This is a genomic window from Streptomyces sp. NPDC001530 (assembly GCF_042894545.1).
Classification (GTDB): domain Bacteria; phylum Actinomycetota; class Actinomycetes; order Streptomycetales; family Streptomycetaceae; genus Streptomyces.
Genome location: NZ_JBIAVS010000014.1, coordinates 119,214 through 134,025, shown reverse-complemented (window position 1 = coordinate 134,025; position 14,812 = coordinate 119,214). Strand labels below are relative to the sequence as shown.

13 protein-coding genes and 1 pseudogene are annotated in these 14,812 nt (G+C 69.4%); 6 read left to right on the top strand and 8 right to left on the bottom strand.

The genetic code is table 11. The features are described 5' to 3' along the window. Positions 1 to 9: 9 nt before the first annotated feature. Positions 10 to 1,233, bottom strand: a complete 1,224-nt coding sequence (gene urtA, locus ACFY0T_RS28460; RefSeq protein ID WP_388876336.1) for an urea ABC transporter substrate-binding protein — start codon at positions 1,231 to 1,233, stop codon at positions 10 to 12. Positions 1,234 to 1,530: 297 nt separating this feature from the next. Then, positions 1,531 to 2,643, bottom strand: coding sequence for a substrate-binding domain-containing protein (locus tag ACFY0T_RS28455; protein ID WP_388876333.1), 1,113 nt, complete (start codon positions 2,641 to 2,643; stop codon positions 1,531 to 1,533). Between the two features lie 78 nt (positions 2,644 to 2,721). On the opposite strand from ACFY0T_RS28455, the gene ACFY0T_RS28450 reads away from it, so the two are divergent. Next, positions 2,722 to 3,183, top strand: a complete 462-nt coding sequence (locus tag ACFY0T_RS28450; RefSeq protein ID WP_388876331.1) for a MarR family winged helix-turn-helix transcriptional regulator — start codon at positions 2,722 to 2,724, stop codon at positions 3,181 to 3,183. Here the strand turns inward: ACFY0T_RS28450 and ACFY0T_RS28445 are convergent. Together ACFY0T_RS28445 and ACFY0T_RS28440 are read right to left on the bottom strand one after the other, a co-directional pair. Then, positions 3,166 to 3,721 (bottom strand): annotated as a pseudogene (locus ACFY0T_RS28445) (RNA-guided endonuclease InsQ/TnpB family protein); the annotation flags it as partial. The gene ACFY0T_RS28450 and the pseudogene ACFY0T_RS28445 overlap by 18 nt on opposite strands. 212 nt (positions 3,722 to 3,933) lie before the next feature. Continuing rightward, positions 3,934 to 4,470 (bottom strand): hypothetical protein, encoded by a 537-nt coding sequence (locus ACFY0T_RS28440; RefSeq protein ID WP_388876329.1) that lies wholly within the window; start codon positions 4,468 to 4,470, stop codon positions 3,934 to 3,936. A gap of 590 nt (positions 4,471 to 5,060) precedes the next feature. Between ACFY0T_RS28440 and ACFY0T_RS28435 the strand changes: the two genes are divergently transcribed. Then, positions 5,061 to 5,951, top strand: coding sequence for a glycoside hydrolase family 19 protein (locus ACFY0T_RS28435; protein WP_388876326.1), 891 nt, complete (start codon positions 5,061 to 5,063; stop codon positions 5,949 to 5,951). A gap of 112 nt (positions 5,952 to 6,063) precedes the next feature. Then, positions 6,064 to 7,431, top strand: a complete 1,368-nt coding sequence (locus tag ACFY0T_RS28430) for a phospholipase (RefSeq protein ID WP_388876323.1) — start codon at positions 6,064 to 6,066, stop codon at positions 7,429 to 7,431. A 131-nt stretch (positions 7,432 to 7,562) separates the two neighbouring features. Here the strand turns inward: ACFY0T_RS28430 and ACFY0T_RS28425 are convergent, their stop codons facing one another. Then, positions 7,563 to 8,075, bottom strand: a complete 513-nt coding sequence (locus ACFY0T_RS28425) for a MarR family winged helix-turn-helix transcriptional regulator (protein WP_388876320.1) — start codon at positions 8,073 to 8,075, stop codon at positions 7,563 to 7,565. Positions 8,076 to 8,173: 98 nt separating this feature from the next. Between ACFY0T_RS28425 and ACFY0T_RS28420 the strand changes: the two genes are divergently transcribed. Beyond that, positions 8,174 to 9,652, top strand: coding sequence for an MFS transporter (locus tag ACFY0T_RS28420; protein ID WP_388876317.1), 1,479 nt, complete (start codon positions 8,174 to 8,176; stop codon positions 9,650 to 9,652). A gap of 163 nt (positions 9,653 to 9,815) precedes the next feature. Here the strand turns inward: ACFY0T_RS28420 and ACFY0T_RS28415 are convergent, their stop codons facing one another. From ACFY0T_RS28415 to ACFY0T_RS28405, 3 genes are all read right to left on the bottom strand, one after another. Further along, positions 9,816 to 10,004 (bottom strand): YbdD/YjiX family protein, encoded by a 189-nt coding sequence (locus ACFY0T_RS28415; protein WP_388876314.1) that lies wholly within the window; start codon positions 10,002 to 10,004, stop codon positions 9,816 to 9,818. Beyond that, positions 10,001 to 12,169, bottom strand: a complete 2,169-nt coding sequence (locus tag ACFY0T_RS28410; RefSeq protein ID WP_388876311.1) for a carbon starvation CstA family protein — start codon at positions 12,167 to 12,169, stop codon at positions 10,001 to 10,003. The genes ACFY0T_RS28415 and ACFY0T_RS28410 overlap by 4 nt, the downstream gene beginning before the upstream one ends. An 81-nt stretch (positions 12,170 to 12,250) precedes the next feature. After that, positions 12,251 to 12,472, bottom strand: coding sequence for a DUF3311 domain-containing protein (locus ACFY0T_RS28405; RefSeq protein ID WP_388876308.1), 222 nt, complete (start codon positions 12,470 to 12,472; stop codon positions 12,251 to 12,253). A 168-nt stretch (positions 12,473 to 12,640) separates the two neighbouring features. On the opposite strand from ACFY0T_RS28405, the gene ACFY0T_RS28400 reads away from it, so the two are divergent. Then, a complete protein-coding gene (locus ACFY0T_RS28400; RefSeq protein WP_388876305.1) occupies positions 12,641 to 14,203 on the top strand; it encodes a sodium:solute symporter in 1,563 nt (520 codons plus the stop codon). Continuing rightward, on the top strand, positions 14,200 to 14,796 hold the full coding sequence (locus ACFY0T_RS28395) for a sigma-70 family RNA polymerase sigma factor (protein ID WP_388876302.1): 597 nt from the start codon (positions 14,200 to 14,202) through the stop codon (positions 14,794 to 14,796). The genes ACFY0T_RS28400 and ACFY0T_RS28395 overlap by 4 nt, the downstream gene beginning before the upstream one ends. Positions 14,797 to 14,812 lie beyond the last annotated feature (16 nt).

The following is a 14,812-nucleotide window of genomic DNA, read 5'->3' as shown; positions in this document are numbered from 1 at the left end:
GACGGGTGATCAGGAGAGGCCGGAGGCCCAGTCGTAGCCCTTGAGGTAGGGGTCCGGCTTGATCGGCTTGCCGGAGTCCCAGACCTGCTTGATCAGTCCGTCGGAACCGATCTTGCCGATACGGGCGGTCTTGTAGATGTGCTGGCTCGCACCGTCGACGGTGACCTTGCCCTCGGGGGCGTCGAAGGTGATGCCGTCTGAGGCCGCCTTCACCTTCTCCGGGTCGAAGGACTTCGCCTTCTCGACCATGGCCTTCCACAGGTAGACCGAGGTGTACGCGGCCTCCATCGGGTCACTGGTCGGCTTGTCCTGGCCGTACTTGGCCTTGTACGCCTTCACGAACTTGGTGTTCGCGGCGCCCGCGGTGGTCTGGTAGTAGTTCCAGGCCGTCAACTGGCCCGCCAGGTACTGCGATCCGATCGACTTGACCTCCTCCTCGGCGATCGACACCGAGACCACCGGCATGCTCTTGGCGGTCAGGCCCGCGGATTTGTACTCCTTGAAGAAGGCCACGTTCGAGTCGCCGTTGAGGGTGTTGAAGACCGCGTCCGCCTTCGACGCCTTCACCTTGTTCGCGATCGTGCTGAACTCCGTGGAGCCCAGCGGCGCGTAGTCCTCGCCGAGCACCGTCATGCCGTTGGCCTTCGCGTACGCCTTGATCTCCTTGTTGGCGGTGCGCGGGAAGACGTAGTCGCTGCCGACCAGATAGATCTTCTTCTTGCCTTGGGACTTGAGGTAGTCGAGGGCCGGGACGATCTGCTGGTTGGTGGTCGCGCCCGTGTAGAAGATGTACGGGGACTCCTCGAGGCCCTCGTACTGCACGGGGTAGAAGAGCAGCGACTTGTTCTTCTCGAAGACCGGCTTGACGGCCTTGCGGCTCGCGGAGGTCCAGCAGCCGAAGGTGGCCGCGACCCGGTCCTCCTTGATGAGCTTCTGGGCCTTCTCCGCGAAGGTCGGCCAGTCGGAGGCGCCGTCCTCGCTGATCGGCTTGATCTTCTTGCCGAGCACTCCGCCGGAGGCGTTGATCTCGTCGATCGCCAGTTTCAGCGAGTCGCGTACGGTCACCTCGCTGATCGCCATCGTGCCGGACAGCGAGTTGAGCAGGCCGACCTTGACGGTGTCGCCGCTCACGTCCGCCTGCGCGGCCTTGTCGGACGTACCGCCCGCGTCGGTCTTGGCACCGCACGCGGAGAGCGCGACGACCGCCGCGAGCGCGGCGGCACCGGCCGCCACCCGGCGTCGGAGAATACTGGAACCGCTGGAACCGCTGGAACCGCTGGACAAAAGAACCCCCTCGGGCTGTGGAGGAGACAACCTCCTGAAGTGCGGTCCACAGCCTCAAGTCACCCTGTTTCCAAGGTGTTTCGCGGTACTTTCCCGACGGTATCTTCCCGCTCTCATGAAGCCTTCATGGGGCATTCGCGGGGCAACAAAAAATGCCCGGGGCGGAATTCGTCACCCGAATTCACCATTCGCCCGAGGCATTCTAGTTACTTCCTGCAGGAAGTATCTTGGCGGGGTGCGGCCATGTCAAGGGCGGGATCCGTGAAGATCGAGTTCGGCGACGACGTCGAAGTCCACGCCGTCCGCCCGTGCCAGATAGATGCGTTGGCGTACGTGCCTGTCGCGCAGATGGACCAGACCGCGCGGGCCCTCGTACGACACCGTCTCGGCCGCCGCCCCGATCGCCGACACGTCGAGCGTTCCCGCCCGGCCGATGAGCGCGGCCAGCAACAGCACGCCCTCGTAACAGGATTCGCCGAGGCTGCCGAGCGCCGGCGCCTCGACGCCGAACCGTCCGGCGTACTGGCCGTGGAAGTCGAGGGTGTCCTGGTTCGCCAGCGAGGCGAAGAACCCGGCGGTGCTGTAGAGGTCCGCGGTGGCCGTCGGGCCGCTGGCCATCAGCATGTTCTCGTCCATCAGGGTGCTCAGCCTGAGGCAGCGTGCGTCGAGACCGGCGGCGGCGAACGCCCGGTTGAAGCGCACCGCGTCACTGCCGACGAGCAGCAGGAGCACGGCGTCCGCGTCGGATCGTTCGATCCTGCGCAGCACCGCGTCGAAGTCGTGCGTGCCCAGCGGCAGATAGACCTCTCCCTGGATGCTCCCGCCGGACTCGCGCGCGTAGGCGTGCGCGGCCCGGGCCGTACGGCGGGGCCACACATAGTCGTTGCCCACGACGAACCAGCGGCGCACCCCGCGCTCGTGCGCCAACAGGCCTATCGCGGGCCGGAGTTGATCGCGCGGTGTCTCGCTGGTGAGGAACACGCCCGCGGTGTGCTCGCCGCCCTCGTACAGCGCGGTGTAGACGTACGGAACCCGATGCGCGATCCTCGGCGCCAGCGCCTGCCGCACCGAGGAGATGTGCCAGCCCGTGACGCCCTGCGCGACTCCCAGGTCCACCAACGCCTCGACGTGGTCGGCGACTTCACGCGGTGCGCCGCCGCCGTCGACGGGCAGCAGCCGCAGCTCCTTGCCGAGCACTCCTCCCGCACGGTTGACCTCCTCCGCGGCCAACTGCGCGCACAGCTCGCAGGTCGGTCCGAAGATCCCGGCCGACCCCTGCAGAGGGAAGACGAGCGCCACACCGAGCACGGAGTCATCTGCCGTGAACCAGTCGTGCGGAGGCGAATCGGGCCGGAACATGGCGTCATGATTTCGGGTCCGCCCGATGAACTCCAATCCGTCTCATACCATGTACATCCCCCTGGATCGAGGAGCAGGATGCCCACCCCATCTCCGCGTCAACCCGAGGATCTGATACACCTCTTGACGCGGGCCGAGCGGCTGGCCGCGCGCCGGCTGCAGACCGTTCTCGACGAGGACGGCTGCTCGCTCGACGCCTGGCGGGTGCTCGCCCTGCTCTCCGACGGCCAGGGACATCACATGACGGCGGTGGCGGAAGCCGCCTTCCTGCCGCCCGCGACGCTGACCAAGCTGGCCGACCACCTCGTCGACCAGAACCTCGTCCACCGTCGTGTCGACCCGCTCGACCGGCGCCGCATCCTCGCGTACCTCACTCCGCGCGGCCAGACATACTGGCGGCGCCTCGACCGCGAGGTCCGTGAGCGGTGGCCGGTGCTGGGCGACGGCGACGACGAACTGCTGCGGGCCCTGCTGGGACGCCTCGTGGGCACCCTCGACGAGGCGAGCGCCGAGTCCACTCTGTCAACGACCCGGGACTGAGGGTCCCGGGCTTGCGCAACGGGCATCACTGGCGGTGATGCTGCGTTTGCGTCCAGCCCTGTCCCGCTGACGCGGGGGCGGGGCAGGGGCTGTTGACGGGGCCCCGCGTCGCCACAACTCCCCCGCACGAGCGCGGATGTTGCGGGAGCCGTTGCGGTCTGCGTGATCAACGAATCCGCAGTTGCGGCACGCGAACCAGGCCTGCGAGACCCGGTTCGCTCTGTCGATGTGCCCGCACTCGGCGCAGGTGCGCGAGGTGTACGCCGGATCGACGTACACCACCGGCACCCCCGCGCGGCGGGCCTTGTACGCGATGAACGCCCCCAGCTGGGCGAAGGACCAGCTGGCGTGGGTGGCCCTCCCCCACTGCCTTAAGGGCGTGGGAGGTACCCCCAGGCTTGCGCAGCCGTACCCGCTCGCGGATGCCCGTCAGGTCCTCCAGGGCGATCCCGCGACCGGTGCGTTCCGCCTCGGCCACCACATGTTTCGCGATCTTGTGATTGATGTCCTTGGCCCGCCGTGCTGGAGAAGCCGCTCGGCTGATCCGGGGAGGGACAGTGACCCGGCCGCCAGCGCACTGGCCGGGTCGCCGCCATGTCATCCGGTGCCATGTGGGGTGCGCTGGTCAACTGCCGCCGGGCGCGCCGGCGTACTGGTGAACCCAAGAGAGGTGTCGGTGTAGCGTTCTGGCTCTGGCACGGGAATGTCCGCAGGTGGTGTGGGTTCCAGTCCAGCACCTCAGCTTGTCGTTCAACTCGTTGGCCGAGGCTTCGCCTGTCGTTCGGTGGGGATGAACACAGCCACGTAGTCCTCGAATCCCTCGTGGATGCCCCATTCCTCGCGCTCCATAGCCGCCTCGTACCGGTCTCGGGAGTCCTGGCGGCCCTTGGCGTAGACGTGGACGGTGTAGACCATGGCCGGGTCCAGAGCCAACGACCGGTCATCGCCCTGACCACCGGAAAGCCAGCCCATGGCGGGCGTTGCCGGGCCTGTAGTGGGGCCGGATATACCCATCCGCCCTCCATACACCGGCCGGTAAGGCCACGCGCCGAGCAGTTGCCACTCTTCCGTCTGCTGGACAGGCTCCGTCTCGGCCAGCATGATCGTCACCCAAGCGTCATGGGACTGCACATGGCTGACGATGGTGAGCTGACCAGGCGTGAGGATTACTGGGGCGTCGGTGCGGAAGTCCGGTTCCTGCGTGGTGCTGTCGAAGCCGGGCTCGATATGTTCGCTGATGTAGAAGTGCGAGTATTCAATGCTGACGACGCCGCTGAGTATGTCCATGCCCTGACCGTAGAGTCCCGCTCGAATTTCCCGACACCTGGCACGCCCCATTCAGCGCGTGAAACCCCTGGGGTTGTGTCACGCGGACCGGAGCGCGAGGTCCTCCAGTGCGGCAACTGCCTGATTGGCGTTGGGGAACGTGCGGCGGGCCGGGCGAGGCCGGTGGCGGCCAGTCGGACAGATGCGTGGGGTCGTACCCAGACGGCGCCGCGTCACCGGCGTCGACCGAGCCCGCCTCAGCACCGACTTGCGGTGGCTGAACTCGGCAGCTGCGTCGCAGTGACGAGGCTGCGGGGCTGTCCAGTCGAGCTGAGGCGGGCGGTGGCCCGGGCCGGTCTATGGATCGGCGACGGCCACTGGTGTGTCGACCAACCGCCGCCAGGCGCCCGGTACTTGTCTGCCAACGTTGTCAGATCTGACTGGTCTACACCCTTGACTGGTACATACCAAAGCGGTTGAGTGTGCCTCCACACCCCCCACCGCGGCCGCCCCCGACGCCGTGGCCGGCCTCGCCGGCACGTGCGCACAAGGCTCTGCTTCGCCCTGCCCTTGTCCCGGGAGCGGCCGTGCTCCGCGAAGGAGTTGATCCTGTGTCGAGGCGCCGCATCTCCGCAGTCATGGCCGCCCTCATCGTCGGAACCGCCGCACCGGCGCTGCTGCCGGCCACGAGCGCTTCCGCCGCGGCCTGTTCGAGCTACCCGAGCTGGGTGGCGGGCAAGTCCTACGCCACCGGCGACATCGTCCGCTACACCGACGGCAAGGCCTACATCGCCGAACACGACAACCCGGGTTACGACCCCACCATCAGCACCTGGTACTGGGAGCCGTACGCCTGCGACGGCGGCTCCACCCCGCCGTCCGGCGGCTTCGTCGTGAGCGAGGCCCAGTTCAACCAGATGTTCCCGAACCGGAATTCCTTCTACACCTACAGCGGGCTGCGGGCGGCGATGAGCGCCTATCCGGCCTTCGCCAACACGGGCAGCGACACCATCAAGAAGCAGGAGGCCGCGGCCTTCCTCGCCAACGTCAGTCACGAGACCGGCGGACTGGTGTACGTGGTGGAGCAGAACACGGCCAACTACCCCCACTACTGCGACTGGAGCCAGCCGTACGGCTGCCCGGCCGGCCAGTCCGCATACTACGGCCGCGGCCCGATCCAGCTCAGCTGGAACTTCAACTACAAGGCCGCGGGCGACGCGCTCGGCATCGACCTCCTCAACAACCCCTACCTGGTGCAGAACGACGCCTCCGTGGCCTGGAAGACCGGCCTGTGGTACTGGAACACGCAGACCGGGCCCGGCACGATGACCGGCCACAACGCGATGGTCAACAGCGCCGGATTCGGCCAGACGATCCGTAGCATCAACGGCTCCCTGGAGTGCGACGGCAAGAACCCGGCGCAGGTGCATAGCCGCGTGGACGCCTACCAGAGGTTCGTGCAGATCCTCGGCACGACGGCGGGCGGCAACCTGTACTGCTGACGTCCCCACCGGCGCACGGCAGTTGCACTGCCGCGCGCCGGCCGCAGGGGGCGCCGACAGCCTCACCCGCGTGGCATGCTCATGACTCCCCACAGGAAGGGACCACGTGACCATGAGACCGACACCGCGCTCCCTGCTCGCCGCCACCGCCCTACTGGGCACCGTCCTCAGCGCTCCCTCGCCCGCCCGGGCCGCCGAAGTCCCTGGCGCCGGCACGTACTACGTCCAGAGCGCGACCACGGGACTGAACGCCTCCGACGGCGGGGGAGCGGTCGTCCAGCACAACCCCAAGGGCAACGAGGACCACCAGCAGTGGACACTGCGGGCGAGCGGATCCTCGTACCTCCTGGAAAGCGTGGACACGGCGGGCAGTTGCCTCGGCCGGGCCGGTGAGCAGGCCAGGACCGTGGCCTGTACGAGCGCCGACGCCGCGTGGGAGGTGACGCCGGCCGGAGCCGACCAGTACACGCTGAAGGTCCCCGGCGCGGACCGCTACTTGGCGGTGGGCGCCAAGCCCTCCGGCTCGAACTACCCCGCCCAACTGGTCGTCGGCCCCGCCGGGAGCCTCGCCGCCTGGTACCTCACCCCGGTCTCACCCGTGACCACACCCATGCCCTCAGAGGATCAACGCACCCTGGACCAGGTCACGTTCCTCACCGCCCACAACGCCTACGCCAACGGAGTCGACGGCGGCTTCGCCCCGCCCTTCGTGAACCTGGTGCCGAACCAGACGCGCGGCATCAACCAGCAACTCGCGGACGGCGTACGTGGGTTCATGCTCGACATCCACCAGACCCCCGACGGCGCGATCCTCTGCCACAACAGCTGCACCCTCGTCAGCAGACCGGTCGCGCTCTGGGTCGACCTCCAGCGCATGGTGGACTTCCTCAAGCAGCACCCCGACCAGGTCGTCACCGTCTTCCTGGAGGACTACGTCGACCCGGGCGTCCTGCGCGGTGAACTCGCCCGTGTGAGTGGCCTGTCGGACGTGCTCTACCGCCCCGACCGGACCGGCGTACGGCAGAACGGCTGGCCGAAACTGGCGGACATGGTCGCCGCGGGCCACCGGCTGCTGATCTTCACGGACCACAGCCGTTCCTCCGACGAGTCCGCGGGGCTCACCCGGGACAGTTTCGGCGTGATGTACCAGCGCGAGTGGACGGTGGAGAACTACTGGTCCATGGGTTCGGGCGTCGGCTCCTCCGACTGGTCCTGCTACAGCCGATGGTACGACGCGGGCACGAACATCCCGCTGACCCGCACCGAACCCGGCTTCCGCCCCCTCTTCGTCATGAACCACTTCCGCGACGTCACGATCACCTCCACGGCCACCACTGACAACACCAAACTCGCCGACCGGGCCCAGCGCTTCTGCCGACCGGCCGCCCGCAAGAAGCCCAACTTCCTGGCCGTGGACCGCTACGACCTCGGCGACCCGGCGTCGGCCGTGCGCACCCTGAACACATACACGTATCCGTAGGCCATCGGCTTCCCAGGGGTTTCCCGGATGAAAGACGCTCCTGATGAACCGTCAGGGGCTGTCGTGCAGTGAGGAAGGGCGGCGGTGCCGGAACCGCCGCCCGGCAGGGCCGCGGCGCGGATGTCAGGAGGTCAGGGCCCTGTCGCCGGACGTGTGGCTCGGGTCCGTGGCCGTGTCCTGGCCAGTCCGGTCTCCACGGCGGCCAGCAGGGTGAGGGCCGCGTCGAGGTGTCTGGCGTCGTGGTCGGCGGCCGCGGAGACGGCCGCTGCCCATTCCCCGCGTACGAGGGCGTAATTGGTGCGTCCGCGTTCGGTGACGTGGACGGTCACCCCGCGGCCGTCGCCCGGGTCGGCGCGTCGCTCGACGAGGCCCTTTTCCTCCAGTCCGCGCAGAACGGTGGAGAGATTGGTGCGCTGCAGCCCGGTCGCGGTGGCGATGCGGCTGGGCGGAGCGGCGGGCTCGTGCTGCAGGTGGCGCATCACCATGCCCTCGGACGGTGACAGGGGGATGGCCCGCTCGTCGGTGTAGCCGCGGAACTGGATCTCCCGGCTGAGGATCAGTACGAGGTCGGCCAGTTCGGCCCACCGCTGGTCGTCGTTGGCTCCGGTCGTCGGGCCCCTCTGGTGCGCTTGGTCCTCGATCACGGGTCCAGGGTACGGGGTTGTCAGGAAGTAGTTATGACCCCATACTCCTTATGCCCTCATAGTTATGAAGGCATAATCACAGTCTTCTGGGAGCTGTCATGACGACAACCACTTCCTCCCGGCATGTCGGGGCGACGACGCTCTCGCCCCATGCCACGGCCCGTGCGGGCGGGCTGCACCCGGTTGGGGTGTTCGTTCTGCTGGCCGGCGCATTCCTGCCGATCATGGACTTCTTCATCACCAACGTGGCCCTGCCCAGCATCGACGCCTCGCTGCACGCCTCGGCGTCCTCGCTGGAGCTGGTGATCGCCGGGTACGGCGTCGCCTACGCGACCCTGCTGGTCCTCGGCGGACGGCTCGGCGACCGCTACGGCCGTCGCCGCATCTTTCTCGGCGCGCTCGTGGGCTTCGTCCTGGCGTCGTTGGCCTGCGGTGTCGCCCCGACCGTGGGCGTGCTGATCGCGGCCCGCATCGTCCAGGGCGCCACCGCCGCGCTGCTCATCCCGCAGGTACTGGCGACCTTCCACCACGTCCTCGAAGGGGAACGAAAGGCCCGCGCCGTGGCCCTGTACGGGGCCACCTCCGGAATCGCCGCCGTGGTCGGACAGCTGGTGGGCGGCCTGCTCGTCAGCGCCGATGTCGCCGGCACCTCCTGGCGGCCGATCTTCCTGGTCAACGTGCCCATCGGTGTGGCGGTCCTGTTGCTGGCGACCCGGGTCGTGCCCGACACCCGCTCGCACCACCCGGTCGGCATCGACCTGCCCGGCACCGTGCTGTTCGCCGCCACGCTGACCGCCCTGCTGGTCCCGCTGACCGAGGGCCACTCGCTGGGCTGGCCGTGGTGGACCTGGCTGCTGCTCGCCGTCGCGGTGGTCCTCGGCGTCGCCACCTACGTCGTGGAGCAGCGCACCGAGCGTCGCGGCGAGGTGCCGCTGCTGCCACCGTCCCTGCTGCGGCTGCCGTCGATGTCCCGCGGCCTGGCGATGGTGTTCGCCTTCAGCATCGGCTTCGGCGCGTTCATGTTCGTCTTCGCCCTCACCGTCCAGAACGGCCTGCACGCCGACGCGCTGCACGGCGGCCTGGCGATCCTGCCGATGGCCCTGCTCTTCTTCGCCGGTTCCCTGGTCGCGCCCCGCATGCTCACCCGATTCGGCCGGGCCGCGCTGACCGCCGGTGCTGTCGTCCAACTCGCCGGACTGGCCACACTGGTGACGGTCCTTCTCGTGAAGTGGCCGCACGTCAGCCTCTGGGTGATGGCCGTGCCGCTCGCCCTGGTCGGTGCCGGACAGTCGATGCTGTTCGCCGGCCTGTTCCGCAGTGTGCTGGCCGACGTCCCCGCCCACCTCGGCGGCATCGGCAGCGGTGTGCTGATCACCCTGCAGCAAAGCGGTCTGGCCCTCGGCGTCGCCACCCTCGGCACGCTCTACCTGGCCCTGGCACCGCACAACATCGCTCATGCCTTCGCCGGCGTCGAGTACGTGCAGATGGGCATCGTCGCCCTGCTCGCGGTCGGCGCCGCCGCCCTGCCACGCTTCACCGACTCCGCGTCGGTCTCCACTCCGGCCGTCGACGCCTGAACCCGCCGCCCTGCGAGCGCCGGACACCGAGGCAGCCGTGCTCACCACCGCACCGCATGAGCCGGTTCCCGGACACGGGGGGCGGCGTACGGGACGTGCGCCGACGAGGTCACCCTCGGCCTGCGGGATGGCGCGCCGCCCGCCCCGCAGGCCGAGGCGGGCGTCAGCAGCAGCGGCTCTGCGGGTGGGTCTCCCGGTGGAGTGTGCGCAGTACCTCGTACTCCCGCCGGGTCGGCGCCGGGGCCTGTGGGTGGTGGCGTCGGTGCCGCTCGCAGTAGCGGTCGTACTCCGCCTCCCCGGTCAACTCGCGCAGATACCAGCGCACCGCCCGCGCCCATTGCCGGGCGCTCATGACACCACTTCCACCAGCGGCTGGGCGGCCTGCCCGGGCACATCGATGCGGGACTCGACGTAGGGCGCCTCGGTGGTCGGCAGGGGGAGCGGGGAGCGTACGGCACGGACGCACACCACGGTCGCGTTGACGATCACCACGGCGACCAGCAGCAGGAAGAGCGCGATCAGGATGCCGTCGACCGTGGAGTTGGTGACCACGGTGTGCATGTCGTCGAGGTTCTTGGCGGGCAGCAGGACCTGACCGGCGTCCACAGCGTCGGCGTACCGCGTGCGCTGGGCGAAGAAGCCGACCTTGGGATCGTCGGAGAAGATCTTCTGCCATCCGGCGCTGAACGTGACCGCGACCACCCAGGCCAGCGGGACGCCGGTGACCCAGGCCCAGCGCAGCCGCCCGGACTTGACGAGGACGGTCGTGCACACGGTGAGGGCGACGGCGGCGAGGAGCTGGTTGGCGATGCCGAAGAGCGGGAAGAGCTGGTTGATTCCGCCGAGGGGATCGGTGGCCCCGGTGTAGAGGAAGTAGCCCCAGGCGGACACGACGAGTCCGCTGCACAGCCAGATGCCGGGCTTCCAGTTGACCCGGCCGACGGGCTTCCAGACGTTGCCGAGCATGTCCTGGAGCATGAAGCGTCCGACCCGGGTGCCGGCGTCGACGGTCGTCAGGATGAACAGCGCCTCGAACATGATCGCGAAGTGGTACCAGAAGGCTTTCAGCGCCGTGCCGCCGAAGATCCCGGAGAAGATCTCCGACATGCCGACGGCCAGGGTGGGCGCCCCGCCGGAGCGGGCGATCAGCGTCTGCTCTTCGACAGCCTTGGCCGCGTGCGTCAGCTGGTCGGGGGTGACCGTGAAGCCGAGGCCCGCCACCGCGTGCGAGGCGGACTCGGCGGTCGTGCCGAGCAGTCCGGCGGGCGCGTTCATCGCGTAGTACAGGCCCGGCTCCAGGGTCGCCGCGGCGATCAGCGCCATGATCGCGACGAACGACTCCATGAGCATGGCGCCGTAGCCGATCATCCGGACCTGTGACTCCTTCTGGATCAGCTTCGGGGTGGTCCCGGAGGCGACCAGCGCGTGGAAGCCGGACAGGGCGCCACAGGCGATGGTGATGAAGAGGAAGGGGAAGAGCGCTCCGGCGAAGACCGGGCCCGTGCCCGAGGAGGCGAAGTCGCTGATCGCGTCCGCGCGCAGCACGGGGGCGGCGACCACGACCCCCACCGCGAGCAGCGCAATGGTGCCGATCTTCATGAAGGTGGAGAGGTAGTCGCGCGGCGCGAGCAGCATCCACACCGGCAGGACGGAGGCGACGAACCCGTATCCGATCAGGCAGAAGACGAGCGTCGTGGGGCTCAGGGTGAAGGCGTCGGCCAGCGAGGAGTTCTGGATCCAGCTGCCGCCGGCGATCGCGAGCAGGAGCAGCGCGACGCCGATCAGGCTGGTCTCGACGACCCGGCCCGGGCGGATGGTGTGCAGATAGAAGCCCATGAACAGGGCGATGGGGATGGTCATGGCCACCGAGAAGGTGCCCCACGGTGAGTGGGCGAGGGCGTTGACGACGACCAGCGCCAGCACGCCGAGCAAGATGATCATGATGGCGAAGACGGCGATCAGAGCCGCGGCGCCGCCCGCCCGGCCGATCTCGTCGCGGGCCATCTGACCGAGCGACTTGCCGTCGCGCCGCATGGACAGGAACAGCACGACCATGTCCTGCACCGCCCCGGCGAAGATCACCCCGGCCACGATCCACAGAGTGCCGGGCAGGTATCCCATCTGGGCCGCGAGCACCGGTCCCACCAGGGGGCCGGCGCCGGCGATGGCGGCGAAGTGGTGGCCGAGCAACACCCGGCGGTCGGTGGGGTGGTAGTCGACGCCGTCCTCCAGGCGTTCGGCGGGGGTGGCCCGGCTGTCGTCCGGCTTCAGTACACGGCGGACGATGAAGCGGGAGTAGAAGCGGTAGGCGATGGCGTACGAGCCGAGGGCGGCCACCACCAGCCAGACCGCGGAGATCTCCTCGCCGCGGGCCAGCGCGAGGACGCCCCAGCCGACGGCGCCGATCAGGGAGACGGTCGTCCACAGCAGGATCGACCGGGGTGCCCTGCGGGACCGTACGGACGGCGGGCCCTCGGGCGCAGGGAGACCGGATTCGGGCATGGCTGATCTGGGCATGGCGGCTCCTCGCCTTGGCGCTGGTGGGTGGTGGTACCGGAGGTGGCGTGCGGTGGTACGGGTGCGTGCGGCCCGTACGGATCAGGGATCGCCGCGTTGGTGCCTGGTCAGCGCGTACGCGGCGAGCAGGCACAGCCCGCACCCCGGCACCCAGGCGAGCTGGTACCAGTAGAAGAACGGCGTTCCCGCGAGCCGTGGGCTCGCGCCGGCGTACCAGGGGACCCACAGCAGTCCTGCCGGGGGTGCGAGGAGCAGCACGGCGATGGCGACGCGCCGTAGCCGGGAATGACCGGTCCGTGCCATGACCTGCGCTCCTCTCCCGCTCGCTGTCGGTTTGTGTAAGAGTTGCCCACCCGCCGGAAGTGGTTGACAGGGAATTTCCAGAAGATTTCCCGCCGGTTTTCTGTCATCCGAAGGAGCCGTCTGCGCAACTACTCGGTGAGGTTCCAGGCACACCAAGGACGGTGACCCATGGCGGACGGCGCCATGACCGCGACGTTCCTCGCCGTGATCGGCGGGGCGTCGCTGCTCGCCGTCACCGCACGGCGCGTACGCCCGAACGACCGGCTGCCGTCCCTGGAGGGCTGGGCGCTGGCCGACCGGAGCCTGGGCCCGGTGTGGACCTGGCTGCTGCTCGGCGGCACGATCTTCACGGCGTACACCTTCACCGCCGTCCCGGGACTGGCGTACGGCAACGGCGCACCCGCCTTCTTCGCGGTGCCGTACACGGTGATCGTCTGCCCGCTCGCCTTCGTCCTGCTGAGCCGCCTGTGGACCGTGGCCCGCCGCCACGGCTACGTCACCGTCGCCGACTTCGTGCGCGGACGGTACGGGTCGCCGCCGCTGGCCCTGGTGGTCGCGCTGACCGGGATCCTCGCGACCATGCCGTATCTGGCACTGCAACTGCTGGGGATACGCGCGGTGTTGACCGCGGGGGGCGTGTATCAGCGGGGCGCGACGGGCGATCTGGTGATGGTGGCCCTCTTCGCGGGCCTCGCGGTGGCCACCTACCGCCATGGGCTGCGCGCGCCCACCGTCATCTCCGCGCTCAAGGCAGTGGCCGTCTTCGTCTCCCTCACCGCCGTCTGCTGGCTGGTCCTCGACCGGCTCGGTGGGCCCGGTGCGGTCTTCGACGGTGCCGCGCGGCGCCTTGGCGGCACGGACGCGGCGCACTCCGCGCTGCTGCTGTCCCCCGCGCAGCAGCCCGCGTACGCCACCCTCGCGCTGGGATCCGCGCTGGCCCTGCTGATGTACCCGCACGTGCTCACCGCCGGTTTCGCCGCCGACGGCCCACGCACCCTGCGCAAGGTCTCGGTGGCGCTGCCTGCCTGGACGGGACTGCTCGCGCTCTTCGGCTTCCTCGGCATCGCGGCCCTCGCGGCGGGGGTGCGGGCCCCGAAGGGCGGCGCCGAGGCCGCCGTGCCGATGCTGGTCGACCGGCTGATGCCGGCACCGCTGGCCGGGCTGGTGTTCGCCGCGATCACCGTGGGCGCGCTGGTCCCGGCCGCCGTGATGTCGATCGCGGCCGCCACCAGCTTCGTACGCAATGTGTACGTCGAGTACGTCCATCCGACCGCCACCCCCAAGCGGCAGGTGCGGATCGCCAAGGCGGTGTCGCTCACCGCGAAGGTCGGGGCCGTCGCGTTCGTGTTCGGGCTGCGCGACCAGGACGCCGTCAACCTGCAACTGCTCGGCGGGGTATGGATCCTGCAGATCTTCCCGGCCGTGGCCGTCGGACTGTTCACCGGCCGGCTGCACCCGCGGGCGCTGCTGACCGGATGGGCCGTGGGGATGGCCGCCGGCACCTTCCTGGTGGTGCGGGAGGGCTTCTCGTCCATCGTGCCCTTCGGGAGCGGTGACCAGCCGCTGGAGATCTACGCCGGGCTCGTGGCCCTGCTGCTCAACCTGACCGTCGCCGTGATCGGCACCGCGGTCCTCGAACGCCTGGGCGTCCCGCGCGGCGCCGACGCGACCGACCTACCGACCCGCCTCGCCGTCAGGCGACGCCCCGAGACGGGAGCGAACAACCCGTGAGACGCAGAACCAGCACGCGTGTTCCGGTGCCGCAGGAGCCGCTCGTCCCGCAGCCCGCCGCCCCGGCCGACCCCCTCACCCTCACCGTGCGCGACCCGGCCGAGCTGGAGCGCGAGGTCGGCCTGGCCCGCCTGTTCGAGCTGCACTACGCCGCCATGCTCCGGCTGGCCGTGCTGCTCGGCGCCGACGACCCGGAGAACGTGGTGGCCGAGGCGTACTACCAGATCTACCGGAAGTGGCGGCGGCTGCGGGACATCGAGGCCGCGGAGGCGTATCTGCGCTCCACCGTCTGCAATCTGACGCGGATGCGCATACGTCACCTGCAGGTCGCCCGCAAGCATGTGGAGACCCCGGCGGAGGAGGTCGTCGCCTCCGCCGAGAGCACCGCTCTGCTGCACGACGACCAGCGCGTGCTCATCGACGCGCTGCAGCAGTTGCCGACCCGGCAGCGCGAGGCGCTCGTGCTGCGGCACTGGCTCGGGCTGAAGGAGAGCGAGATCGCCGCCGCCATGGGCATCTCCGGCGGGTCGGTCAAGACTCACACCGCGCGCGGCATCGCCGCCCTGAGCCAGGCGATGGAGGCCCGACGATGAACGACACCGGTCGCGG